General features: G+C 44.3%; 27 protein-coding genes, 1 tRNA gene and 1 other annotated feature. Of the genes, 1 reads left to right on the forward strand and 27 read right to left on the reverse strand.

The genetic code is table 11. The annotated features are described in order from the left end of the window. Positions 1 to 118: 118 nt before the first annotated feature. From FT12353_RS00825 to FT12353_RS00920, 20 genes are all read right to left on the reverse strand, one after another. Positions 119 to 475: a YlbF family regulator gene (locus tag FT12353_RS00825; RefSeq protein ID WP_059393414.1), complete on the reverse strand. Its 357-nt coding sequence runs from the start codon at positions 473 to 475 to the stop codon at positions 119 to 121. Positions 476 to 524: 49 nt separating this feature from the next. After that, positions 525 to 2,600 (reverse strand): PBP1A family penicillin-binding protein, encoded by a 2,076-nt coding sequence (locus FT12353_RS00830; RefSeq protein ID WP_203617083.1) that lies wholly within the window; start codon positions 2,598 to 2,600, stop codon positions 525 to 527. Between the two features lie 71 nt (positions 2,601 to 2,671). Then, a complete protein-coding gene (gene argS / locus FT12353_RS00835) occupies positions 2,672 to 4,363 on the reverse strand; it encodes an arginine--tRNA ligase (RefSeq protein WP_059393416.1) in 1,692 nt (563 codons plus the stop codon). Between the two features lie 239 nt (positions 4,364 to 4,602). Next, complete coding sequence (locus tag FT12353_RS00840; RefSeq protein ID WP_059393417.1) at positions 4,603 to 4,857, reverse strand: hypothetical protein; 255 nt, start codon at positions 4,855 to 4,857, stop codon at positions 4,603 to 4,605. Between the two features lie 49 nt (positions 4,858 to 4,906). Next, on the reverse strand, positions 4,907 to 6,139 hold the full coding sequence (coaBC, locus tag FT12353_RS00845) for a bifunctional phosphopantothenoylcysteine decarboxylase/phosphopantothenate--cysteine ligase CoaBC (RefSeq protein ID WP_203617086.1): 1,233 nt from the start codon (positions 6,137 to 6,139) through the stop codon (positions 4,907 to 4,909). A gap of 2 nt (positions 6,140 to 6,141) precedes the next feature. Then, positions 6,142 to 7,683 carry a UDP-N-acetylmuramyl-tripeptide synthetase gene (murE, locus tag FT12353_RS00850; protein WP_203617089.1) on the reverse strand — a complete coding sequence of 514 codons (1,542 nt, stop codon included), beginning with the start codon at positions 7,681 to 7,683 and terminating at the stop codon, positions 6,142 to 6,144. Positions 7,684 to 7,905: 222 nt separating this feature from the next. After that, on the reverse strand, positions 7,906 to 9,042 hold the full coding sequence (locus FT12353_RS00855) for a cation:proton antiporter (RefSeq protein WP_203617092.1): 1,137 nt from the start codon (positions 9,040 to 9,042) through the stop codon (positions 7,906 to 7,908). Positions 9,043 to 9,682: 640 nt separating this feature from the next. Beyond that, positions 9,683 to 9,868: a putative holin-like toxin gene (locus tag FT12353_RS08605; protein ID WP_083994356.1), complete on the reverse strand. Its 186-nt coding sequence runs from the start codon at positions 9,866 to 9,868 to the stop codon at positions 9,683 to 9,685. Positions 9,869 to 10,164: 296 nt separating this feature from the next. Further along, positions 10,165 to 11,190, reverse strand: a complete 1,026-nt coding sequence (locus FT12353_RS00865; RefSeq protein WP_059393422.1) for a tRNA dihydrouridine synthase — start codon at positions 11,188 to 11,190, stop codon at positions 10,165 to 10,167. Positions 11,191 to 11,429: 239 nt separating this feature from the next. Further along, positions 11,430 to 12,029 carry a non-canonical purine NTP pyrophosphatase gene (locus FT12353_RS00870; RefSeq protein ID WP_059393423.1) on the reverse strand — a complete coding sequence of 200 codons (600 nt, stop codon included), beginning with the start codon at positions 12,027 to 12,029 and terminating at the stop codon, positions 11,430 to 11,432. 17 nt (positions 12,030 to 12,046) lie between these two features. Then, positions 12,047 to 13,078 (reverse strand): biotin--[acetyl-CoA-carboxylase] ligase, encoded by a 1,032-nt coding sequence (locus FT12353_RS00875; protein WP_059393424.1) that lies wholly within the window; start codon positions 13,076 to 13,078, stop codon positions 12,047 to 12,049. Positions 13,079 to 13,146: 68 nt separating this feature from the next. After that, positions 13,147 to 13,707 carry a biotin transporter BioY gene (locus FT12353_RS00880; protein WP_203617094.1) on the reverse strand — a complete coding sequence of 187 codons (561 nt, stop codon included), beginning with the start codon at positions 13,705 to 13,707 and terminating at the stop codon, positions 13,147 to 13,149. A gap of 123 nt (positions 13,708 to 13,830) precedes the next feature. Next, a complete protein-coding gene (locus tag FT12353_RS08615) occupies positions 13,831 to 14,889 on the reverse strand; it encodes a YutD family protein (RefSeq protein WP_203617096.1) in 1,059 nt (352 codons plus the stop codon). A 32-nt stretch (positions 14,890 to 14,921) separates the two neighbouring features. After that, on the reverse strand, positions 14,922 to 16,259 hold the full coding sequence (locus FT12353_RS00890; RefSeq protein ID WP_203617098.1) for a bifunctional metallophosphatase/5'-nucleotidase: 1,338 nt from the start codon (positions 16,257 to 16,259) through the stop codon (positions 14,922 to 14,924). 229 nt (positions 16,260 to 16,488) lie between these two features. Then, positions 16,489 to 17,583, reverse strand: coding sequence for a M24 family metallopeptidase (locus tag FT12353_RS00895; RefSeq protein ID WP_168778231.1), 1,095 nt, complete (start codon positions 17,581 to 17,583; stop codon positions 16,489 to 16,491). A 178-nt stretch (positions 17,584 to 17,761) separates the two neighbouring features. Continuing rightward, positions 17,762 to 18,076 (reverse strand): 50S ribosomal protein L27, encoded by a 315-nt coding sequence (gene rpmA / locus FT12353_RS00900; protein ID WP_047975143.1) that lies wholly within the window; start codon positions 18,074 to 18,076, stop codon positions 17,762 to 17,764. A 27-nt stretch (positions 18,077 to 18,103) separates the two neighbouring features. Then, entirely contained in the window at positions 18,104 to 18,403 is a 300-nt protein-coding gene (gene rplU / locus FT12353_RS00905; RefSeq protein ID WP_059393428.1) for a 50S ribosomal protein L21, read from the reverse strand. A gap of 13 nt (positions 18,404 to 18,416) precedes the next feature. Next, positions 18,417 to 18,492, reverse strand: a sequence feature (ribosomal protein L21 leader region). Positions 18,493 to 18,632: 140 nt separating this feature from the next. Next, a complete protein-coding gene (locus FT12353_RS00910) occupies positions 18,633 to 19,205 on the reverse strand; it encodes a TetR/AcrR family transcriptional regulator (RefSeq protein WP_059393429.1) in 573 nt (190 codons plus the stop codon). Positions 19,206 to 19,376: 171 nt separating this feature from the next. Beyond that, the gene (pnuC, locus tag FT12353_RS00915; protein WP_059393430.1) at positions 19,377 to 20,141 is read right to left on the reverse strand and encodes a nicotinamide riboside transporter PnuC; all 765 of its coding nucleotides are present in this window, start codon (positions 20,139 to 20,141) and stop codon (positions 19,377 to 19,379) included. A gap of 43 nt (positions 20,142 to 20,184) precedes the next feature. Next, positions 20,185 to 20,511 carry a DMT family transporter gene (locus FT12353_RS00920; protein WP_059393431.1) on the reverse strand — a complete coding sequence of 109 codons (327 nt, stop codon included), beginning with the start codon at positions 20,509 to 20,511 and terminating at the stop codon, positions 20,185 to 20,187. Between the two features lie 176 nt (positions 20,512 to 20,687). Here FT12353_RS00920 and FT12353_RS00925 point away from each other — a divergent pair. Then, a tRNA-Arg gene (locus tag FT12353_RS00925) sits at positions 20,688 to 20,761 on the forward strand. 118 nt (positions 20,762 to 20,879) lie between these two features. On the opposite strand, the gene FT12353_RS00930 is transcribed toward FT12353_RS00925, so the two are convergent. From FT12353_RS00930 to FT12353_RS00965, 7 genes are all read right to left on the reverse strand, one after another. Beyond that, on the reverse strand, positions 20,880 to 21,305 hold the full coding sequence (locus tag FT12353_RS00930; protein WP_203617100.1) for a helix-turn-helix domain-containing protein: 426 nt from the start codon (positions 21,303 to 21,305) through the stop codon (positions 20,880 to 20,882). A gap of 25 nt (positions 21,306 to 21,330) precedes the next feature. Then, the gene (locus tag FT12353_RS00935; protein WP_203617103.1) at positions 21,331 to 21,621 is read right to left on the reverse strand and encodes a hypothetical protein; all 291 of its coding nucleotides are present in this window, start codon (positions 21,619 to 21,621) and stop codon (positions 21,331 to 21,333) included. Positions 21,622 to 21,818: 197 nt separating this feature from the next. Continuing rightward, on the reverse strand, positions 21,819 to 22,370 hold the full coding sequence (locus tag FT12353_RS00940) for a DUF1003 domain-containing protein (RefSeq protein WP_239061148.1): 552 nt from the start codon (positions 22,368 to 22,370) through the stop codon (positions 21,819 to 21,821). Between the two features lie 12 nt (positions 22,371 to 22,382). Next, positions 22,383 to 23,276 (reverse strand): N-acetylmuramoyl-L-alanine amidase, encoded by an 894-nt coding sequence (locus FT12353_RS00945; RefSeq protein ID WP_203617115.1) that lies wholly within the window; start codon positions 23,274 to 23,276, stop codon positions 22,383 to 22,385. A gap of 11 nt (positions 23,277 to 23,287) precedes the next feature. Then, entirely contained in the window at positions 23,288 to 23,599 is a 312-nt protein-coding gene (locus tag FT12353_RS00950; RefSeq protein ID WP_047975459.1) for a phage holin, LLH family, read from the reverse strand. A gap of 31 nt (positions 23,600 to 23,630) precedes the next feature. After that, on the reverse strand, positions 23,631 to 23,888 hold the full coding sequence (locus FT12353_RS00955; protein WP_203617118.1) for a hypothetical protein: 258 nt from the start codon (positions 23,886 to 23,888) through the stop codon (positions 23,631 to 23,633). A gap of 131 nt (positions 23,889 to 24,019) precedes the next feature. Beyond that, positions 24,020 to 24,487 carry a hypothetical protein gene (locus tag FT12353_RS00965; RefSeq protein ID WP_203617123.1) on the reverse strand — a complete coding sequence of 156 codons (468 nt, stop codon included), beginning with the start codon at positions 24,485 to 24,487 and terminating at the stop codon, positions 24,020 to 24,022. Positions 24,488 to 24,497: the final 10 nt, after the last annotated feature.

Raw genomic sequence — 24,497 nt, forward strand, 5'->3', positions numbered from 1 at the left:
CGGTTAAGGTTTGCAAATCACACAAAAAAGAAGCCAAAACCTTTGGTAAGTTTGGCTTCTAATAGAAAAAGGCCGAACGGTTAAACCATTCAGCCTTTTTCTGATTTATTCGAACAAATTAAGCTTGTTGTACTTTGGCGTATGACTCAGACACAGGCTTTGTAACGATTTCGTTGATTTCACCCAACAACGTGTTCAAAATCTGTTCTGCAGCCATCAAGTCCTTAATCTTGTCGTTTTCTTGGACTTGCTTAGCGACAGCATCCCATTCCTTTTCTTGGTCAGGAGTAGGTTGTTGCTGTGCTTGCATCATTTGTTGCACAGTCATTTGGATTGCCTGGAATTGCTTAAACAAATCCTTCGCAGCATCATCGCCTTGAACTGCGTCAAAGGCAGTTTGCCATGACTTATATTGATCAGTTTCGACCAAAACCTTAGCCATTTCGTTTGCGTTATCGTAAATGTTAACTGTCATTATTATCCCTTTCAAATGCAAATCGGAGTAGTGAAATCACTAATAATTTCTATTTAAATGCTCCTGTAATAGTATCCCATACTTTAGCCGCACCAGCAACTGTGGTATTCACACCGTTACTAAAGTTATTTGCTGCGTTCGTGAACCAATTTGATGATGAAGATGATGAAGTATTAGTATTGCTAGTGTTCGTTTGACTAGCGTCTGAAACACTAAAGTTATCACCTGTCGTATTTGGTAAAATTTGACCCAATGAAGTCTTCACGAAGTAACCAATTGTCCCCATCAAGCCGATTGGTAGAGAACTTGTATTGTCGCCTTCCAAACCTTCCCAAGAAACTTGAACGATATCCTTGGTATAAGCCACAGCCCATGAATCCTTTGAGGAGTTCGCATTGTTTGAATCATTAGGATTTTCAGTAGTTCCAGTTTTACCGGCAATCTTATAACCAGATGGTGCTGCACCCGTTCCAGTTCCGCTGGTATAGGTACCAAGCATCATTTTTGTCATATTATCCGCAACTGATTTTGAAATCACTTGCTTTTGAGTTACCTTTGGCTGAGCCACAATCACCTTGCCAGAAGAATCAACAATTTTGGTAATATAGTGGGCTTGTGACATCGTTCCACCGTTTGCAAAAGCCGTATAGGCGGACGCCATTTGAGATGGTGACACACCAGTCGTCAAACCACCAAGGGCCAAAGCATAGTTTTTATCTGCATCAACCAGTGGCAAGCCAAACTTCTTACCAGAGTCCCAACCAACATTTACACCTAACTTATTCAGCAAATAAACAGCTGGAATATTGTAAGAATGCTCTAAGGCCACGTACATTGGTACATCGGCCGTTTCGACATTCAGCGCATTATTTGGCGAATAATTATTCGTACCAAAAGTCATCTTCTTATTAGGTAACTTGGTATTAATACTGTAACCAGCTTCCAATGCTGGCGCGTAAACAACCAAAGGCTTAATAATGGATCCGGGCTGCAATTGTGACTGAGTGGCACGGTTAAAGCCACGGAAAGTGTGTTGGGTTTCACGGCCACCAATAACGGCTCGAACACCACCTGTCTTAGCATCTAAGACAATCGAAGCCGCCTGTGCCTGTGACTGATTTCCAAAGAGACTACTCTTTTGGAAATCGTTTTGCATGTTTTCCTGGTCTTTTTGGTTCAGGGTTGTATAGATTTTATACCCCCGGTTCATGATGTCTTTTTCGTCCAAACCATACTTATTGACGGCTTCGTTAATCACGGCATCAAAGAACCATGGATAATGATACGACTCATCACCCGTATAGTTGTCATGCAGCACAATGTCAGTTGCCTGGGCAGCCTTTTCCTGCTCCTTAGTCAACTTCTTGTTTTCATACATTGTCTGCAAAACCAAATTTCTTCGAGCCTTCGATCGATCTGGATTATCGATTGGGTTAAAGCCAGATGGATTCGTCAGCATACCGGCCAAAGTAGCTGCCTGTTCGGTTGTCAAGTCCTTGGCGTGAACACCGAAGTACTTCTCTGAAGCATCTTCAACCCCCCAAACACCATGACCAAACCATGCATTATTCAGGTACATCGTCAAAATCTGATTTTTCGAATAAACCTGTTCAACTTGCATGGACAAGAAAATTTCTTTGGCCTTTCGAGTGAAGGTTTGCTCTTGAGTCAAATAGGCATTTTTTACCAGTTGCTGAGTGATCGTTGACCCACCACCAGAGATGACATGTGAACCGGTCAAGCGGTTACGAACAAACAAGTATGCTGCTCGACCAAGGCCAGAAACGGAGAACCCGTGTTCCTTATAAAAGTTACGATCTTCAATCGACAAAACGGCATCGCGCATGTTCTGTGAAATCTGATCATATTTAACATACGTACCCTTTTGCGAGTACAACGACCCAGCGTAGTTATTCGAACTATCGTAGATATTCGTCGTTTGTGACAGTGATGATTCTAGCTTTTGTACATGCGTCGTCTTGGCCATCGTCACTAAGTAGACTGAGGTCACTAAGAACAGCGACATAAAAATCAGAATCAGAAGTCGACCGATTTGATAGCGGTTCCAAGTCGGGGCCGTTCGTTTCCAAAAGGCTGTATTTTTAAGTGAAAATTTTGCTTTCATCCGTTTTCCTTTAACCAACAGGGCTCATGCCTGCCGCATAACGCACAGGTGGTCACCGATAAAAAGAGTTTTTACATTTCCTTTGGTGCTTGCACACCAAGAATTGAGAGTGCAATTGTCAAAGTCGTGGATACGGCCTTAACCAAAGCGAGACGACCATTCAAGTTTTCATCTTCTGCCAAAATCTTAGAATTAGCATAGTACTTATTGAACGAGCGAGCCAGCGTTAATGCATATTTAGCAATCACTGATGGTTCGCGGTGGTCAAAGGCCCGCGCAACAGTATCAGGGAAGTTCGCCAAAGTCGTGACAATGTCCCATGTTTGCGGATCATCAAGGCTGATTTGTCCTTCGTCAACGGCAACGCCAGCCTTCCGGAGGATTGATTGGGCCCGTGCATTCGTATACTGCACGTATGGTCCGGTATCCCCTTCAAAGCGAACGACTTCACCAAGGTTAAAGTCAAAGTTGTTGGTCCGGTCATTCATCAAATCGTGGAAGACCACCGCTCCAGCACCGACTTCTTCGGCAACCTGGTCTTTATTGGCCAAATCAGGATTTTTTTCGTTAATTTGTGAAAGAGCAAGCTCGTGGGCATCATCCAAAACATCCTTTAGCAAGACAACGTCACCCTTACGAGTTGACATCTTCTTACCGTTAAAGGTAATCAAACCAAAGGAAATGTGTTCAACATCATCTGCCCATGGTAGGCCAAGCAAAGTCAAAACAGCCTTCAACTGGACAAAGTGCTCACGCTGTTCGCCACCAACGACATACAAAGACTTCGCAAAATCATAAGTTTCCTTACGGTAAATGGCCGCTGCCAAATCACGAGTCATGTACAAAGTAGCACCATCAGTTCGCTTAATCATCGCTGGGGTCAAGTTCTCATTGATTGAGGACAAGTCAACGATTTGCGCCCCTTGTGATTCCTGCAAGAGGTTCTTTGCTTCCAACATATCAACAACCTTATCCATCTTGTCATTGTAGAAAGCTTCCCCATTAAAGGAATCAAATTCGATACCCAAACGGTCATAAATTTCCGTAAATTCCTTCAATGATTCCTCACGGAACCAGGCCCATAAGCGCTTCGCCTCTGGGTCGCCATCTTCAAGCTTTTTAAACCAAGCACGACCCTCATCATCCAATGATGGGTCTTCCTTCGCCTTATCGTGGAATTCCACATAGTACTTCAAAAGAGTAGCAATTGGGTCGGCCTTAACTTCTTCTTCCGATCCCCATGTCTTATAAGCGTAAATCAGCTTACCAAACTGGGTTCCCCAGTCACCAAGATGATTAATTTTAACTGGCTGGTAACCATTTTCTTCAGCTAAGTTCGCCAAAGCATTGCCAATCACTGTTGAACGCAAGTGTCCCATTGACATTGGCTTAGCAATGTTTGGTGATGACATATCCAAAGCGATGTTTCGCCCCTGACCTCGGTCATTCTTTCCGTATTGGTCGCCAGCAGTCAAAACAGCGGTCAATGTCTCTTGTGTCATCGCCTTCTTATCCAAGAAGAAGTTGATGTAAGGGCCAGTTGCGACAACCTTTTCAAAGCCACTTTGGTCGATTTGTTCGACAAGGTCGGCCGCAATTTGCTGTGGGGCCTTCTTTAAGACCTTTGCCAAAGTAAAAGTTGGAAAGGCCAAGTCACCCATCTTAGTATCCTTGGGCGCTTCCACCTTGCTTGCGATTTCTTCAGCTGTCATGTCAGGTAGGACCGCCTGTAAGGCGGAAGTCACTGCTTGATTCGTTGCCATTGTATTATCCTTTTATTAAAAATTTCACTATCTTGCAAAAGAGGACTCGTCTCTTATTAACCAAAGAGACGAGCCCTGCCCGCGGTACCACTCTAATAGCCATGCTGGCCACTTTGTTATCAAATTTTGAGCAGAAAAAGCCGCGCGGGCCAGGGCCAGCCCTTAACTCACACTAACGTTAAGGTCACTGCAAAGCTGGGCACCTGCCTTCTATCTTTTTCAATTACAACCAGGATGTCTTATTCAGACTTTTCGTCCTGGGGTGCTGCCTTGATGACTTCCACATCGGCCATTCGAACAACAGCGCGGTGGTTCATTTCATTGACGGCTGGTTGGTCGGCTGGATCATTTTCGATGATTTCGACCAACAATGCATTTTCGTAAACCTTTTCAACCTTACCGGTAAAGGGGTTTTCAAGGTTCCCGTATGCTGGGGCGAGCAACTCATCCCCCACGTGATACTTGGATTCTTGCTTTTCGTCTTCCTTGCTCATCACAGCCTCCTGCTTACTTTCATATAGGTCACTATTATACCATAAAGTTTTAAGATGTTAGTAAATCAGCTACCAAGGCGATAATGTCTTCGGCAACTTCTGTCTTCAATTTGGCCGCTACCTGGATTGGCTCCTGGTCAGCGGTGACCAACGTCACCTTGTTTGTGTCCTTATTGAAGCCAGCGCCTGCCTCCAAAACATTATTGGCCACAATCAAATCGGCATGCTTTTTGACTAATTTAGCCTGGGCATTTTCGACCAGATTTTCAGTCTCGGCCGCAAAGCCAACGACGACCTGTCCCGGCTTTTTCGTCTCACCAACGGTCTTTAAGATGTCGGGATTTTGCACCAAATCTAAAATCATGTGCTCATCACCATGCTTCTTGACCTTGTGATCAGCTACTTCAGCCACTCGGAAATCAGATACCGCTGCAGCGCCGATGTAAACATCAGCTGTGGCCATTTCTTTTTGAACGGCTGCCAACATCTCTCTCGTGTCACCAACCAAAATAACCTGAATGGCTGGGCTTACCTGCCGTGAGGTGGCCGCCACCAATGTGACGGTCGCACCAGCTGCGCGGGCCGCTTCGGCTAGGGCATAACCCATTTTACCAGAAGACTTATTGGTCAAATAGCGCACCGGATCAATTGGTTCCCGCGTTCCACCCGCGGTAATCACAACTTTTTTGCCGGCTAGGGGCTTTTCCTCAAAAACAGCATCTTGGAAGTCGTCAGAGTGTAAATCAGCAACGGCCTTCACGATTTCAGCTGGTTCCACCATTCTGCCCTTGGCTTCATAGCCTTCGGCCAAGAAACCACTAGCCGGTCCGATAAAGTCAAAACCGTCTTGCTTTAGTTGGTCAACATTTCGCTGCACCGCGGGATTACTCCACATCACGTCATTCATCGCGGGTACAGCCACCTTATGGGCTGCGCTAGCCATGACCGTTGCCGTTAACACGTTGTCGGCAAGTCCCGAAGCTAATTTAGCCAGGGTATTGGCCGTCAAAGGTGCCAGCACAATCAAGTCAGCCCACTTCGCTAAGTGAACGTGGTCAACAGCGCTGCTAGGTCCTTGCCAACTTGCATCAGTCAAAACGGGACGCGTCGAAAGCACCGCCAAAGTCTTAGCCGGTAAAAATTCTTGAGCCGCATCAGTCATCACCACTTTGACGTTCGCCCCAGCCTTAATCAATAGCCGCGTTAATTCGGCTGCCTTATAGGCTGCGACGCCGCCCGTTACGGCTAAGAGGACGTTTTTATCTTGGTAAAAAGCTGTCATGGCTAATCCTCCACGAGTAATCCCTGGCCGGCCAAAAGGGCCTGCTGGCATTGCTTCACAGCGGCATAGTCACCGATGTAGGGTGTATCAACGCCATCGACCTTTTGATAAGGGTCCTCACCCTTGCCGGCAACCACAACCAAGTCATTTTCGCCAGCCAAATCAATCGCCTGGTGAATAGCGGTAATCCGGTCCATCTCAAAGTGAACTTGGACATGGTCATTCGTGATACCATCAGCAATCGTTTGAGCAATTGTCAATGGGCTTTCGTACTGGGGGTCGTCAGCCGTCAAGAAGACTTGGTCAGCCTTTTGTGACAAGACCTTGGCAAAATCAGCTCGGCGAGAAACACCCTTATTTCCTGGTGCACCCAGAACAACAATGACTTGTCCATCTGGGGACTGTGCTTTGGCAAAGGCCAAAAGCGATAGTAAGGAAACGTAGTTGTGAGCGTAATCGACAAAGGCGACCCCATGACCAGGCAACTTTAATGAAAGCATCCGGCCTGGAATCGTGACCTCATCCAGCCCCTTCACCATTGACTGATGGTCAGCTCCAGCTAACCCAACCATCATCAGTGATGCCACGGCGTTTTCCTCGTTGAAGTCGCCGGGAAGGTTCAAGCGGTAGCCACCACTAATCGCTTGTAAATCAGGCACCGCCGTGCCAGCTGTCACCGTAAAGTGTGACTCATGCAAAGCAGACTCTTGACTCGTAAAGGTCACTAATGGTTGCTGACCATTTGCAGGCATCGTTCCGGCGCGACCATATGTCAACACGCGGTCATGCCGACTAGCAGCACGGTCAAAGATTTCTTGGTAATGATCCATTCCCGCGTTTAAAATCACGTGGTCGGAATTATCCAATAGCATTTCCTTATGTGCCAAATAATCAGCAAAAGTTGGATGCTCGTTTGGTCCGATATGGTCCGGTGAAATATTCAAAAAGGCCCCAACGTTAAAGCGCAAACCATAAACACGGTTGCGCAAGTATGCCTGTGAGGAAACTTCCATCACCAAGTGGGTCATCCCATTGTCGACCGCACGGCGCATGTCTTTAAAGAGTTCAAAAGATTCGGGCGTGGTCAAATCTGATTTTTTCTTATCTGCTGGATTTGGGCCAACAATCCGATCGACCGTTGAAAACAGCGCCGTCTTCCCCGCAGTTGCTTCTTTCAGCATCGTATAGGCAAAGTAGGCAGCCGTTGTCTTCCCTTTGGTTCCCGTAAAAGCGCCAATCCAAAGCTGGTCTTGCGGGTAATCAAAGTAGGCCATTGCCAACACTGATAAAGCCTTTTGACTATCAGTCACCAACCACTGGGGTAAATCAGCACCCAAATCATGGTCGGCTACCAAGGCCGTCACACCATCGACCCCGGCAAGGTATTCCGCCTTAAAGGCCCCTTTGACAACAAAGAGCGTCTGGTCCTGGACCTGACGGGTATCATAGTGAAGGTGGTCAAAGACCAAATCATCAGTTGGTTCACTGACGAGCAGGTCGTGTTTTTGTAAAATTTTTGTTACATCTTGTCTAGTTAATCGCATAGACTCATTATAGCATAGGCCAACAAAAAGCGAACCTTTAAAAAGACTGAAACCAAGCCTTTTTTAGCAAAAAAAACCGAGAAAACTCGGTCTTATATGCAGCCATTTTCTGGCAGTTACATTACTAAGATGGGGGGCCTACCTTTTTCTATCAGTTAACTTATTTCGTTTTCGCTAACTTCAAACCCCATAAATTAAAGGACGTCTTTATTATCAGTCCACTTATTTTCTTAATACCGATTTTAAGGCGATTGGCGTGAAAATTGTCGTTAACAAAATGACGAGCGTCAACATCGCATAATGACCCGAACTCAACGCATGAGCTGACAGTGCCAAATCAGCAATCACAATGGCCATCTCACCACGTGAGACCATCCCAACACCGACAACCCGAGCATCGCGAACCGGCACTTTGACCAGCCGGGCTCCAAAGTAAGCCCCAAAGAACTTCGTCAAAATCGCGAAGACTGTCAAAAGTGCAATCAACGGCAGATTAGCTAACTGGCCAACTAGCGTAACCTTTAACCCGATATTAACAAAGAAAATCGGAATAAAGACGGTTTGACCAATTAAAGTGACGCCGTGTTCAATCGCCGCGGCTGATTTCTGCCGAGAAAAGAGCACGCCGACAACAAAGGCCACGATGGCTCCTGAAAGGCCAATTTTTTCTGACAAAGTGGCACTAAGCAAAACAATGTCCAGCGCAAAGGTCAAAACAGCACCCGGCAGTGATAAACGACCGATTGCCGGCAATATTTTTGGTAATACGTAAAGCAAAATCGCCACTAACACAAGCAAAAACATGACCATCAATAAAATGGTAAACCATAGGAGGCGCTGAGTCTCCTCGCCAATTCCAAAGACCGTCTGGTAGACCGTCCACATCAAAATCGCCAAAATGTCATCTAAAACGGCTGCTCCCAAGATGGTCGCTCCGGCGTCTGATTTGACCTGATGATACTCAGTTAAAATTTGCGCCGTAATTGAAACGGATGTGGCCGAGAAGAGCACCGCCCAAAAAAGAGACTTTTCATCCGTCATCCCCAGGGCCAGTCCCAAAACCAAAAAGACCACAAAGGGTGTGACCACTCCGGCTAAAGCGACCGTTACCGCCTGCCGGGCATGACGCTTTAACAGCCCCAAATCAGATTCGATGCCGGCCAAAAACATCAAGAGCAAAACCCCGACCTCTGCCCACGTGGCCAAACTGTGATTAGCAGACAGCAGGTGGAAACCTGCCGGTCCCCAAATAATTCCCGCACCAATTTGACCAACAACAGTTGGCAGGCGCAAGCGCTCCGCTAACCAAGACATCGTCAAGGCCCCGAACAAAGTCAATCCAAATGTCCAAATCGTCATTTTCTTCCTCCCCATTTATATCCAGATCAGCTTGAAATGAGCAAAGAAAAAAGGCCCACTCCAAGTGAACCTAACTCCCCCGTTAGGCTCCGCCTTGAGTATGACCTCAACCAAAATTTTTATTCAGTACTGTTATTATAGCATTAATTAAAACAAGAACTCAAATCAATCACCACGTCCAGGTGTATTTGAACAAGCATCCCAACCTCCCTGTTGGCACTCGGACATCTTGGTGTTATAATGATGGTGTAGAAAAAGCGCTGTAGCAGCAACTCCAACGCTTTCTAGCAAACCCGTAAAACGGTGGCTACCTTTAGTTATTGTAAATAACCATCAGCGTGTCAAAGCTGTGATGGTTATTTTTTTGGCTTAATTTAATAATCAAACTTAACGAGCAGATAATTAAACCATTGCAGGTGTTCCCATCGTCAACTAACACAAGGGTTCAAGTCACTCATTGTGTCCAGGTGCATTTTAACAAGCATCCCAACCTCCCTGTTGGCACTCGGACATCTTGGTGTTATAATGACGGTGTAGAAAAAGCGCTGTAGCAGCAACTACAGCGCCTTCTAGCAAACCCGTAAAACGGTGGCTATCTGATTAGTTATAAATAACCATCAGCGTGTCAAAGCTGTGATGGTTATTTTTTTTGGCTTAATTTAATAAGCTCAATCACTAATCCCAGCAATATCAGAACAAAAGTTCCGAAAGCCAGCATTAACTGTAAGGCAGTCGTCACCGACACCTTGGCATCTCCTTTCTTAGAATGTGATTGTTGGTTTTGACACCATACGCACCACCTCCTTTGAAAAAGGATAGCCACCATCCACGCTTGTTTGCTATACAAATACTATAGCATAAAATCCCCGAAAGCATTGATATAAAGCTATTTTTAGACATTTATAATCAATTTATTCAATACCATACAAAAATAAAAAGGCACCGATTTACCACACCTAATGAGTCCATCAAAAATGAATTCACTACCACAATTTAAAAGCAACTTAAAAGGACTGACACCGAAAAATATCGGTTATCAGTCCTTTTGATTTATTCAAATAATACGTCTTAATTTGTTGGTTTATCTCAACGCACGTTAACCAATCACAATGATGACATCGCTTAACGTGCAGGTGTCTGCAAGAGATCACCAACGTGTTCCGCCAATAGAGCACGTACTTGGTCCGTTGCGTGAGTTTCCATCAGCAATTGGCGCAGCTGAGAAGCATGAGGGAAGCCCCGCAGGTAAATCTTAAAGTAACGCTTCAATGCTTCAAAGTTCTTGATAGAAGCCGTCTTATTCACTTCATCAAACAAGTCCAATTGCAATTCCAAAAGAGCAATTGATTCTGCCAATGTGTGGTCCTGATGGCCTGGTTCAAAGGCGTATGGGTCGTTTAAGACGCCACGGCCAATCATCACCCCATCAATACCAGGATGTTCGGCTGCCAAAGTCAAACCGTGCTCGTAGTCCTTGACATCCCCATTGATTTGGAGAAGTGTATCCGGTGCCAACCGATCACGCATGGCAATAATGTCATCAATTAACTCAAAGTGAGCATCAACCTTTGACATTTCCTTTCGAGTCCGTAAATGAATCGTCAGAACTTGAACATCTTGTTCGAAAATCATCGTCAACCAGTCGTGGTACTCCTCGACTTTATAAAAGCCTAACCGCGTCTTCACAGATACGGGCAAACCACTTTCCTTAGCTGCAGCAATCAAGGCCTTAGCTCGGTCCGGATGGCGGATCAAATCAGACCCGGCATCGTTCTTGATAACCGTGCCATCTGGACAGCCCATGTTTAAATCAACGGCCTCATAACCCATTTCAGGGAGCAACTTAGCTGCTCCAGCAATCACTTCTGGCTTTGAACCCCAGATTTGAGCAATCGGCATTTTTTCGCCCGGCGCAACCGCTAACCGACCCTGAACGGAAAACTTTGCCTCAGGGTGAACCATTGAGGCAGCGTTCGTGAACTCCGTATAATACACATCCGGCCCACCAGCTTTGGCAACCACGCGACGGAAAATTGTATCCGTGACCGCTTCCATTGGTGCCATTGAAAAGAATGGTCGCTTGTTCCCGTTTTCATCTTTGGCTTCATCTACAATCTTTTGCCAAAATGCACTCTTAGCAGTTGTCATAAGCCCTCCTTTCGGCTTTTTAAAAGCCCAGTAAAATCAACCTTACTATTTTAGCATGATTAGCTGTCTTTTTCAAAAATCGAGGTCTTCAATGAAAATCTTCCACGAAATCTACCAAAAGAAAAAACCGACACCACCATAGATATGACTTCCGAAACTTGTTCATCAAATTTCATCGTTCGTATCAACACAGTGGCAATCGGTCCAGTGTTACTTTCTGATTTTTAAAAAGAGTTCGGTTATTCTGCCGTTTTAATTTCCTGTAAAACCTGAGCCAAAGCTCGGGCACGGTCGTGATAGGTAACTAATTCGGACAGGGTCATTTCGGACAAAGTCAGCCCATTTTCGGCCTCCATAATGTCATCCAATCCGCCAATTAAGTCCCCACGTCGTGCCTCCGTAGCAATCTTAACGCCACCCTTGCCGGCACCAGTATACAGTTGACCGGACGGGCTGCAAGCGGCCAAAACAGCCAAAAGGTAGGCCGACCGATCCTGCCCTTGATCATAAAGGCTCAAAATATAGTCGATCTCGGCTTCCTTACCAATCACATTCAAGCTCTTAAATTCACGCGAAGAGGTCACACCAAAACGGTCGGGAAAAGCATGCAAGTATAGACCGGTGTCATCGGCTAAAATCCAATCATCCGGTAAATACTGGTGAATAAAAGTTGCTTTGGCCTTTGCATTCTCTAACTGTGAATCGGTCGTTTCCTCCGGAAAAGCCAATTCTTTTCCCAAAATATCTCGATAATTGGTCACGCTATGACCCATTTCTTGAGCCAAAACGGCCATTTCCTTAGTCTTAGCAGAATTATTCGAAGCAAATACAAAGTCCATGTCGGCAGTTCTCTTTCCTACAAATTTAAGTTTTCCAGGAGTTTAACCTTGGTCACCTCACCCGCATAAAGCGTCTGCTGTTGACCCGTAGCATCCTCGACCATGATTAAACCACCCTGGTCGCTAATACCGGTCACTATCCCAGTTTTTTCATCTGTACCAACCTTAACAGTTATAGTGTGACCAATCAATAAGGAAAGCTCTCGATACGCCGGCAGATACGCACCACTTTGGTAGGTATCCGTCATTTTTATGAGGTTAACAATCAATTGAGCCAAAATCACATTTAAGTCCAAATCAGCTTCGCCATCTGCCAGTACTGTCCCCGCCTTGGACTCGAGTCCATCTGGAAAAGCACCTGGCATTAGGTTAATGGCAAAGCCAAGGATCACAGCCGAATATTGTTGGCTCTCAAAGTCAAAAATCCCCTCCGTAATCACGCCACCAATTTTATGGTCATGTAAAATCAGGTCGTTGACCCATTTTAGTTGGAAAGGGGCATTCGGGAAAAAAGTTTGCAACCCCTGAACGAGGGCAACGGCTGCTGATGTCGTTAAGAGACTCGGTGCTAATTGTGTGCCAACCGGTACAGGCATTGCTAACGAAACGTATAACCCGCGGTCCTTTGGCGAATAAAACGTTCTACCCTGGCGACCATAGCCACCACTTTGCTCTCTAGCCACCAACAAGGCCGGTCTTATCAACGGCTGCTTGGCAACCATGTCCTTAGCATAGGCCTGGGTAGAATCAATTTGTTCAAAAACTTGCACCTCTGGCTGCTGATTTTCAACCAAATCAGAACCCAAAAGATGCAGCCACTGATTTAGCACGAGAGCATCCACTTGCTGACTGCGTAAGTAAGCATAGCCAGCCTTCTTGCGACTCGCAATTTGATGGCCGTCAGCCTTTAACGACCGCACGGCCTTCCAGATTGATTCACGTGATAAATCCAAGGACTGGGCCAAGCTGTCGCCAGAAAAATAAACACCAGGTTGCGTTAATAAAATAGCTAAAACTCGATTTTTGGTACTGAATTCCTGTTTCTTCATCAAGTCTTCCTTCCAATCGTCACCGACTAGTACGGCCGCAAAGCAGCCTCATCGCAACCGCTAAAACCTTAATGCTGACTCGCCTGCCAAAGAGCCTGATCTAAGAAGACTGCTAGAGCAATTTTCAGTAAATCACCAGGTACAAAGGCCATGTTTGCCCAGTAGGCAGACCAGAAGCCAAGCCCCTGGTTAAAGTGCAGCCAAGCGGCTCCCATGCCAAAGTCCAAAATCAAATCAACGATGATTAGTAAAATAACACTCTGCCACCAAGCCGGTTGGGCTAAGTTTCGATGACCAAAAACCAAGCGATTCAAACCCCAGTAAACGGCCGGGAAAAGCAACCAAGCCCAGATATAACCAGCTGTTGGACCAATCAAGACAGCTAAACCACCTCGACCACCGGAAAGGACAGGCAAACCGACTGCTGCCAAAAGCAAGAAAACGGTCATTACCATCGTTCCTCGTTTCGGCCCTAAGATAAGGACCACCAGCATAACGGCTAAGTTCTGGAGTACGATTGGTACCGGTAGGAAGCCTAGCGGAATTCCTGGAATCATTGCAAAAACAATTAATAGCGCAACAAAAACAGCGCCTTTCGTTAAGTCTTGTAAACGTGATGTTGTTGTCATCAACATGCTCCTCTTTTTTAGTAACCCTATTTAATTTGACTAGGTAACTAAAATATTAGCAAGAAATACTTCGATTGTCAAAATAAAACCAGTAATCGTAATCGATTACTGATTTTATACTTATTATTGCCGTTCCTTAATCGTAAAGGAACGCTTATTATTGGCTGATTTTGCCCGAGATTGTGTATTTTTACCCTTTGAAGGGACAGAAGTTTGCTTTGGCGAATTAGGTGACATGTTATTGCCTTGCTTTGCCCGTTGCAACTTTGAATTCTTACCAGCCTGGCCCGCCTTGGTACTTTGACCTTGGCGAGTGTTCTTCTGGTTGAATCCATCCTGACGGTTTTGACCTTGAGTCTTCGACTTTTGGCGTTGACCGCTACCTTGACCGCCCTTCGTTCCTTGACGCCGGCGTTTTGGTCCACCGGCCTGGTTGGCCTTCTGCTGTTGATTGCGGTGACGGTTATTAACTGTCGACTCCTTCTTAGCCAAGTCTTGACTAGCAGTTTCTCCCCCCTGCTTCTGATTAGATGATTCTTGAACCGCCTTATTAGTATTCCGCTCAATTTTTTTAAAGCGATGTTGATTATTATTCCGCCTTGAGCCGTTTCCGTTTTGACCACGCTTAGCCGAACCACTGCTATTCTTTCTTTGGTCACTATCCTGTCCATCCCTGTTACTTGGGCGTTGGTTACGACCATTAGAAACCTTAGCAGTTTTACGGCCATTAGTGGGTTTCTTTGGACTTGATGGCTTGCGTGCCGGCTTCTTAGGGTTAGCAGCCTCCCAGTCGGCTAAGAAATCATGAACCCTAACGGGACGGAAGGCCGGAGCAGCATTCGATAAGACAAAGTAAGGGGCACCGAAATTAACATATTCATACAGATAATCAGCCAAGGCACTGATTTTTTGGTCAGCAGTCACTTCCCGGTCTTCTTGGTAAAAACCACGCAGACGCAGTTGGTCGGCTGAAATGTCACCAACAATGTAGTCATACTGCTTTAAAAGTGGGGTATAGCGGATTGCTAATTTGCTCGCATCAAAGGCATCCTTGAAGTTTTCCTGCAAAGTCAATTTCAAGCCATCAATAGTAATTTCATCCCCAAAAACGCTGACCTGAAATTCTTTTTCACGCTCAGCTTGTTGGGTAATTGTCCGTTCTTTAAGACTTTCGTGGTTCATAATTCCTCTTCAGCCACTAGTAGCTCTTCAATCTACTGGGCATGTTTTTGATAATATTGTGCGAGTAATTCTCGCAGAAAGATTTTTTGATTGATTTTAGCGGGCGCCTCATCCAACACTTGAAAAAAGTTAATCCAGCGATAATGGTCCAAGGTTGCAATTTGATAAGCTTTTTCCGGTTCAACTACCCGACCCGCATACCGCAATTGGCCGTCATCATTACGGTCAAGGCCATCAATCAATAGGTGGCCAAAGACCTTACCGCGGAAACCAGACCCCTTCATCTTTTGATCGACCAAATCAGTGCGCCGCTCTTGGAACTCAGCGGCCAAGGCCATCAATTCCGCCCCAGTTAAAGTCGTCACCATTGGGTGAATCGCATGTGGCATGGATTCTAGGAAGTCTTCAGCCGTATCCGTTCCTTCCGGCAAATCCTGTAAGAACAGGCCAGAAGAACAAAAGGCAACGGGCAAGCCCGTCGTCTCCTTCAAGGCAGCCAAACAGGCCTGTCCCTGATCAGAAACTGTTTGTTCCTGGTTAAAATGAACAATTTTCTTTTCTTCTTCCAGTTCTGCCCCTTGATCATGAAGAGCCTGAATCTCGGCTAAATCACCAGGTTCGGTTGCTAATTCACCGAGCGGAATGGCTCGTGCCTGTTTCGAAACCACATGATGCTGGTCGTCTACAACCAAATCAATTTGGCCAGCATGGTCACCGTAACGTCCTGCAGCCGCCAACAACGTACCGTGATTCATTTCACCATCAGGCAAAACATGGTGCGTATGTGCCCCAATAATCACGTCTAAATCGTATTTTTCAGCCAAATCACGGTCGGTTGGTAAGCCCAAGTGCGAAAGCAAGATCACCAAGTCAGCCACTTTTCGCAGTTTTGGTACCAAGTCGTCCAAAACGTCTTCAACCGGTAGCGGTTGCCAGTCCAGTGACCGGTAAGTCATTTGATAGGGAGCCGTCAAACCAATAACAGCCACCTTCGTTTGATTGTTAGTGGTCAATATCTTGTAAGGTTCTGCCCAGGCAGGCTGATTTCCCCCTGGCAATTCCTTCAAGTTCGCCAGAGTCACCGGATAATTTGCTTGATTATATAAATGATTCAAATCAGCATGGGCCATGCCCAAACCTTCATTATTACCAATCGTAACAGCGTCATAATGAGCAGCATTCATCAAGTCGACATTCGCCTTGCCCAAAGTAGCGTCGGTTAGCGGATGAAAGCGGTCAATAGCATCACCAATATCGAAGTTAAAAGTTGTATCCGCAGTCTTTTCAGCTAGCAAAAAGCGATGTATGCGTGGCCAGGCCTCAAAGTGCGAATGCAAATCATTGGTGTGTCGTAATTGTATGGCTTCCATAGCTTACCCCCGTTCATCTTATCTTATCATTAAAGGACGTTTTTCAGAAAGCTTTTATTAAAAAAGTATCCACAAAAAATAAGGTCTAAATCGTCGAATAGCAAAACGCCTTCTTTGATAAAAATTAAATAACCTCATCGCCTAGTCGAATTAAATCACTAAGTTATTTTCCAAAATTAAAAAGGCCGAACACATCCGAGTTCGGTCTTTATTGAAATCACTTATACAATTAGTCAACTGGTAAAACAATCAAGTCCTTTGGCAAATCAGCAGTCAAAACTTCATGGCCATCCTTTGTAATCAAGACATCGTCTTCAATCCGGACACCACCCTTGCCGGCCAAATAAATTCCAGGTTCAACCGTCAAAAGGTTACCAACCTGAACTTCATCACTTGACCGTGATGAAAGGTAAGGACCTTCGTGAATATCCAAACCAGCACCGTGGCCAGTTGAGTGTTGGAATTCTTCGCCGTACCCCTTTTCCGTGATAAAGTCACGGGCAACGCGGTCAACTTCAGAAGCTGAAATGCCAGCCTTCAAAACATCAATCGTGTTTTCGTTGGCTTCCTTGACGATTTCATAAATCTTCTTCAATTCAGGATCAACTTCGCCCAAGGCAAACGTCCGGGTAACGTCAGAAGTATAGCCATCAACGTAGTAACCGAAGTCAACAGTGACCAATTCACCAGCTTCCAACTTCTTATCGCTGGCCATTCCGTGTGGCATCGCTGAACGGTAGCCAGAAGCGACAATCGTTTCAAAGGAAGGCTTTTCCGCCCCAAATTCCTTTTGCAAGACATCCAAACGGTTGGCAACTTCCTTTTCAGTCATCCCAACCTTAACTTCCTTCAACAAAGCATTGAAGGCCTTGATTGATGCTTGAGCAGCCTTACGCAAGGCATCAGCTTCTTGGTCATCCTTTGTTTCACGCAACGCTTCAACAGCACCTGGAACGGCGTCAAAACTTACATTGGCTGGTAACAAGTCATCCAACTCTTCATAGAAAGCATATGGCAAATCAGATTCGAAGCCGAGCTTCTCAATCCCGAATTCGCGAACAACTTCCACAGCCTTTTCGTAGTATTGACGCGTAACCTTCAGTGAAACACCCTGTGGTAACGTACCAACATACTCGTTTTCGTAACGAGCATCGGTAATGAAAGCGGCATCGGCCAATGATACAACCAAGACACCGTCACCAGGAACCCCACCAAAACCAATCAGGTAGTTCAAGTTCGAGGCATTGGAAATAATCATTCCCTGCAAGTCCAACTTCTTCAACAGCTTTTGAAACTTGTTCAAACGTTCTTCATAAAATCCCACGGTATGACCCTCCAAATTTTAATATATCTTGCGGTTATTGTACCATAAGTTTGAAGCTCTCTAAAAGAAAGTTCTCATTTTATTTTAAGAAATACAAAATGCTCGTCCAATGTTTCAAAAGACCGAATAAAGCAAAATTTGGGCAAAAAAAACAGCCGAAGCTGTTTTTCCCAATTAGTTAGGCGTTAGCAAGTAACTGATTGTATTCTTCCCGAGTATAAACGGAAACTTGGCGCTTGTCGCGACCCTTGCGTTCGAACTTAACAACACCGTCAGTCAAAGCAAAAAGTGTGTCATCGCCACCCTTTTTAACGTTTTGACCTGGGTAGATGTGCGTTCCACGTTGGCGGTAAATGATTGAACCAGCAGTCAAGGCTTGTCCATCAGCGACCTTCGTACCTAAACGACGACCAGCTGAGTCACGACCGTTGGCAGATGATCCCCCCCCCTTGTGGTGGGCAAAGAGTTGCAAGTTATCTTGATTCATCAACATAAGTCTATTCTCCTTTAACAGTGATGATTACGCGATGGAATCAATCTTCACGCGTGTATATGGTTGGCGGTGTCCCTGCTTTGTGTGGGAATGCTTCTTAGGACGGTACTTGAAAGTAACAACCTTCTTTTCCTTACCCTGCTTTTCAACAGTTCCAGAAACCTTAGCACCATCAACAAATGGGGTACCGATCTTTGAGTCAGTCAAGACGACTTGGTCGAAAAAAACCTTGTCCCCTTCTTGTGCGTCCAACTTTTCAACAAAGATGGTATCGCCTTCAGCGACTTTGTATTGCTTGCCGCCAGTAACAATAATTGCGTAGGCCATTATTGAATTCTCCTTTTATACTTAGACTCACCATCTCGAGGCGGCTATCGCTAGCTTCTTGAACCTGAGATGTGTGGTTGTAGCTGCGCTAACAACTAATTAATTTTATCAAAGTTCCCTCGTTTTATCAAGGAAATCTTTATTTTTAGCCGTTTTGACGCATAATCGAAGCAATGATTCCAATGCGACTCCACTAATTTAGATTTGCTTAATTTTGCATCATTAGCAACTAAACGTCAAAATCAAAAAGTAATAGTCCCGTCTTTTTCGTCCTTGTCATCGTTACCCGCCAAATTTCACGAAATTCTTCGAGAATTTCATCATAGGTCAGCGCCATCGAATCTTGTAGCCACAAAGACACACAAGCCCAAAAACCAGCGACAATGATTTCCCATTGATAAATCAAGTGTTTCTTTAATTTTTCATCACTTACATCAGCCAAGGCTCGATCACGTTGTTCGCGTAGTGCAGCCATTAAATCAACCATTAAAGACTTATCCTGACCGTTATTCAAAACGGCATTATAGAATATTCCTTGCTCTGAAATAACTTCCAACACTTCACGTACACGAAACTTTCCTTCAGTCTTTTCCGTAAACTGACGAATAAGTTCCCGATTGACATCATTGATCAAGTCCGCCTTATTATTATAGTGTCGGTAAAAGGTTCCGCGAGTCACGCGACCCTTCAACAGTAATTCGGCAATTGAGAAACGATCTGTTCTTGATAATAATTCAATCGCTGCTGAACGAAGAACCTGCCTTGAACGTAAGACACGAGCATCCGTTAACTTCTTAGTCATGTAACTTCTCCAATCTTTAAAAGGATAAAGCGATTCAACTTGTCTTGATTATAACAACAAAGAATTAAATTGACTTAAATATCAAGCAGATTAACACAAAAGGTCGAATAATTGTCCTAAACGACAATTATCGACCTTTTTCGTTGGTAAAAATATGACCGCTACCAAGCCTTATTTAGCATCAGCTGCCTTTGTAGCTCGTGACCATGGCGAGAAGAACAAGCCAATCACATCGTTTCCTAAATAAAGGATATAAGTTGCAAACAAGACCCAGTTGGCGTCCCCCTGCAATGCCGTTACTCCCCAAAGAGTCACTGACATTAAGCCTTGCAGTGTCCACATCCAATACTGTGAGTGGAACTTAGCAATTGTTAATGCAGCCCCTGTTACACCAATCGCAGCAGTGAAAGCATCAAGCCATGGCCGTGGGGAAATCAGCAAGTGCGTATCCATCATGAAGAGCAAGAAGAACGCCACTACGAACGTTACCAAAGCCAAAAGCCAACCGTTCGTGTTCATTGCCTTAATCTTCCGATTTTGCCAAGCGTTACCAAAAAACATGAAATTCAAATCCAATGACACCACATAAACCATCTGCATCACGATATCAGAGTAGTTTTTTGAGTGAAAGGCGACAATAGAGATCAAAATTGCTGAGATAAAACCAAGCAGGCCGTTAATTCGCTTGTTGGCCGTAATAGCCAAAGTACAAGCGAAACCGATTGCTCCACCAATCATGGACAAAATCGACAAAGTTTCCAAGCCATGTGGGAAACCGGTAGCCAAGATGACTACTAGACCAATTTCCAACCAGATGTAAGATTGCTTATCCCAACCAGAAAATCCCTCTTTATAATAAGACCAGGTGAAAATCTGTTTCATGTTCGTCTTTACGTCCTGCCAAGTATAACCAGACGTCGATTGTTCGTTACTCATAAATCTCCTCCAACGGCTCAGGGACAGTCTTCCCCGAACATTTTTAATGTACGTTGCCAAAGATGTTAACCAAAACCACCCCTAGGACCAAAAAGGTCAGGCCAACGATTGTTTGCCAGTTCAAATGCACGTTGAACAAGACAACACTTAAGCACGTGACAACTAGTATACCACTTGCAGACCAGATTGCATAAGCGAGGTAAACGGGCATCGATTTGACGACAAGCGCCAAAAGGTAGAAGGATAGGGCATAGCAGCTAAGAGTCAAAATTGTTGGTAACAATTTTGTAAAACCAGCCGTACTGCCAATCAAAGTCGTACCAGTCGTTTCAGCGATAATGGCCACGGCCAAATAAAAATAAGTTAACATTTCTATCTCCTTTTATGTCTGTACCCACAATTATCAGTGATGAACCTCTAGATAACAAGGATTTCCTTGTAACAATAGGCGAACGGGCTTTCCCCAACTTCTTTGTTGCCACAAATTTTTAATAGTAATTTTGTCTATTTTTTGCTATTCTTAATAGTGTTAGTTTTCTATCTTTTGCATCGGTAGCTCAGCTGGATAGAGCAGCCGGTTTCTACCCGGCAGGTCGTGGGTTCGACTCCCTCTCGGTGCATCGATTGTGTTGATATATCAACGTTTGTAAACATTCCACACGACTTTCACACGATAATGCATAAAAAACACCCCAATCTCAATCACGAGACTAGGGTGTTTTTTAATTGTCGTGCTTATTACAATTCATCAATCATAGACTGACTTGGTTCTTCTGTTCGATGAACATAATCACCTAGTTCGAAGATTTCCTGCTGATCAGTTAGTGTCTTCTTAAACTCATCAAGCAAGAAATGGAACAGCACTTTATCATCATCGTTGGGTTCTTCTTGATACAATTCAAGTTGGCTTTCCAGAATTTCCTTAAATTCTTTCCTGAAAACATCACGAATAATCTTATATTGTTCTGGCAACTCTACTGTGTTAATTCGCTTGTCGTACAAATCAGACAGTTTTTGGGCTGAGTCTAGTGATACGTTGCTAATTTCTCGTTGGCCATTCATTAGCCTATTTACAACTGGCTGGGATACTCCTGATTCTTTTGCAATGGCATATCCACTTATTCCGCTATTAAATAGTATCTCGATTTTTTGTTTAATTTCCATAATTTTCCTCCAATAAAAAAAGCCTTTAGGCTTCAGTGATATTTGTCAAACTCTTAATGTTATCGTTGTAGAATTCATTGTAATTTTTAATTTCTACCAACCAATTATTAATTTTGCTTACCCGGATTTCTCCTTGACGACTGTAGAAATCAAAAGCGTCTTCGATTTCGCTCTGCTTGATTCGGAATTCGTTCATGAATTTCGCTTGTTCTGTCGTCATGTTACCCCACGCCTCTTCACGATGGAACTTATCGATTGTATTATCTACTTGCTTCCAATTTCCAATAAAAGTTTCAACTAATTGTACGTCTGTCATGATTATTTCCTCTTTCTTTTTGCTTCTTACTATACTTATAGTATATATAACAATTGGTATATAGTCAACTCTTTTTAAAAAGTTTTTTTATTTTTTTGCACAAAAAAAGACCTGCCAATCGTGGCAGGTCCATGATAGTAAGAAAACCTCGAAAGAGGTAAATAAATTATATCATATGTACGCCCCGAAGGGCTTTTTTATTTAGCTTGCAAGGATGATAATTGCTTGCTAATCTCGTCCAACAACTTCATTTGCATCTTTTGGATTTCCAAATTGTTGGGTTGGTCTTCATGAATAATATGGTCCAGCTTTGAGTGAAGAATCCTGATTTCTTCTTCTGATTTCAAGTTGATGTGATAATCATTCTTCGAGTTCATCCGGTCATAGTCACTGGCACGATTCTGACTCATCATAATCAATGGCGCCTGGAGTGCAGACACCATAGATAAGAAGAGGTTAAGCAGAATGAATGGAAATGGGTCGAAATTAGCCCCAAATAGGTGTAATGAGTTGATTGTAATCCAACTAACCAGCACGACGATAAAACCAATCAGGAACGTCCAACTACCGCCAAATTTGGCCACTCTATCAGCTACCTTTTGGCGAAATGTCATTGATTGCTGAACTTGCTTATCCACGTCAACAATATCATAGCTGTGGTCGTTCATCATCTTGCCCATTCGCTTGTCCAAACGATTGGTGCGCTTGTGGTCTTCTTTAATAATCTTATCTAACTTATCGTTATTCACATCACTCTCCTATCAAGCGTGATTCCAGAACTTATCGGCATCGAACCAAATGATACCGTTGCCGTCCAAGAAATCGATTCCGACTGCATTAGCATTCTCTGAATAGCGGTCAATCGTACCAGATTGGTATTGTGGCTTGAACTGAACTTGAGCGCCGTCTTCAAACGTACGGCCGTTTGGATCAGACAAATCATTCAACAAATCAGTTGGAATACCATTGTCTGTCCATGAGAATGGGTCAGCGCACAAGTCATCGTCCATCACTTGGTAAATTCCGTTCACTCGTTGACAAGTGTTGCAAGTGAAGGCCCCACGCAGAACGAATCGGTCGCCACCGGCTTGGAACTTTTGAATTGCGGTTTGTGCCACTGGTTGTGGAGCGGAAGTGGCTGTTTGAGTTGGCACATAACCACCGCCATTGTTAATAGCATTAGCTCGGTCAGCAATTTCTTGCAACTTGCCAACCAATTGACCTGGGCAGGCTGTGCTAATGAATTGCGAGTGTGGGAATAGATTCTTATATGGTACAACTTGGCCGAATCCGTAACGCTTGGCAATGTCAGCTACCAACTTAGCACTCGATTCAACAGTGGCCTGTGCAATGTCATAAGTTGGTGCACCGTTGATATTGCAATGTTCAATACCAATTGAGGTCAAATTGGCATTCCAATCACCAGCATGCCACGCTGTGTTGTCTTCGTCTACATAGGAGCGGATCTCGCCATTTGGACCAATACCATAGTGAGCCGAAGCTGGGCGACTGTTCCAAATGCCAGGAACTGAATCATAGTCAGTCGTGGCCATATGGTGAATTACAATCTTATTAACCGAGTTACCCTGCCGCCCTTGGGTGAAATTAGGGAACGATTGAAATCCATATTGTGTTGCTAATCCTGATACTGTCATATTCTTCCTCCTTACTTATTCAACTCTGCAATTGCTTTTTCAACATAGCTCTCAATTTCGGCTTGGGTGAACTTTCCAGCCAATTTGTTATTAGCAATTCGTGATGTTAAATCATCTACTGCCTTCTTTCGATTTGGCAACGTGTTCAAGTCTGAATTGACCAATGCTGCTACCGCTTGGTTTGCCCATTCAGTAGCTGTCTTAACATGTTCGTTGCGTGTGTGTGCCTTGATGTAGTTATTGAATTTGTAAATTGGTGTGGCAAATACAATAATCATCATCAAGCCGAAAGTAAGCAGTGATTGTGCATCTGTAAAATTCATAATTTCCTCCAAATAAAAAAGAAGACTATTGCTAGTCTTCTTGATGTGATGTTTTTTCTAGAACGGTAATTCGTGTCTCGTGGTCATCCACTCGTTCATCAATTCGGTCAACGTCTGATTGCATCAATTTCAACGTTGAATTTAGCCCGGCAAAACTCTCGTTCAGTCGCTCCATTGAGCTGGTCAGTGGCTTAATAACCACGTATTTCAGCCCATAAGATAGCGCCGTGATTGATGAAGCAATGATGCCAACGAGGCTCGCCCATTCGTCAATTCCCCAATTTTGCATTTAGCCCCCTTTATTCTGCATAATCCTCGTTGGTTAGTTCTTTGTATTCATCAGTCGTGATGTATTCATATTTCACGCACGATTGAACAAACGCTTTATCCACGTATTGCGGGTACAATCCTTTTAACATATCAAACATTAGCAACACCTCCAGTCACCGCTGTTGTCGTTTGTGATGTCGATTGACTAGTTGACTGTGATGCAGACTGACTATCCTGTTGCGCTACATTCGATTGCTTAGCTAGTTGAGCAGTCAATGAGGCGATTTGTGCTTTGTTCATTACAGAATCCGCCTTCAATTGGACAATCATTTGCAATAAGTTAGCCAACTGCTGTTGTTGCGGGTCTACATTTTGCTGAGCGTTTTTCTTTTGTTCCGCCAAGTAATCATCAATCGACTGGCCGTCCCATTTGTTATCAGATTGATTCCATACTGGGTTCATAACACCGTTTGGGTCAATTGATGTTGTATTTTCTGGTTGAGTAGCGGCATAGACGGCTCGCGTGTACGCCTTAGTTGTAGCGTCAAACTCAAAGAACCATGTCTTGTTCTCACCACCACTCTGTTGCACTGAGTTAAAATCTTGGTTATTTTCCATTTCTATCCTC

This window comes from Fructobacillus tropaeoli, from assembly GCF_016860625.1.
Lineage (GTDB): Bacteria > Bacillota > Bacilli > Lactobacillales > Lactobacillaceae > Fructobacillus > Fructobacillus tropaeoli.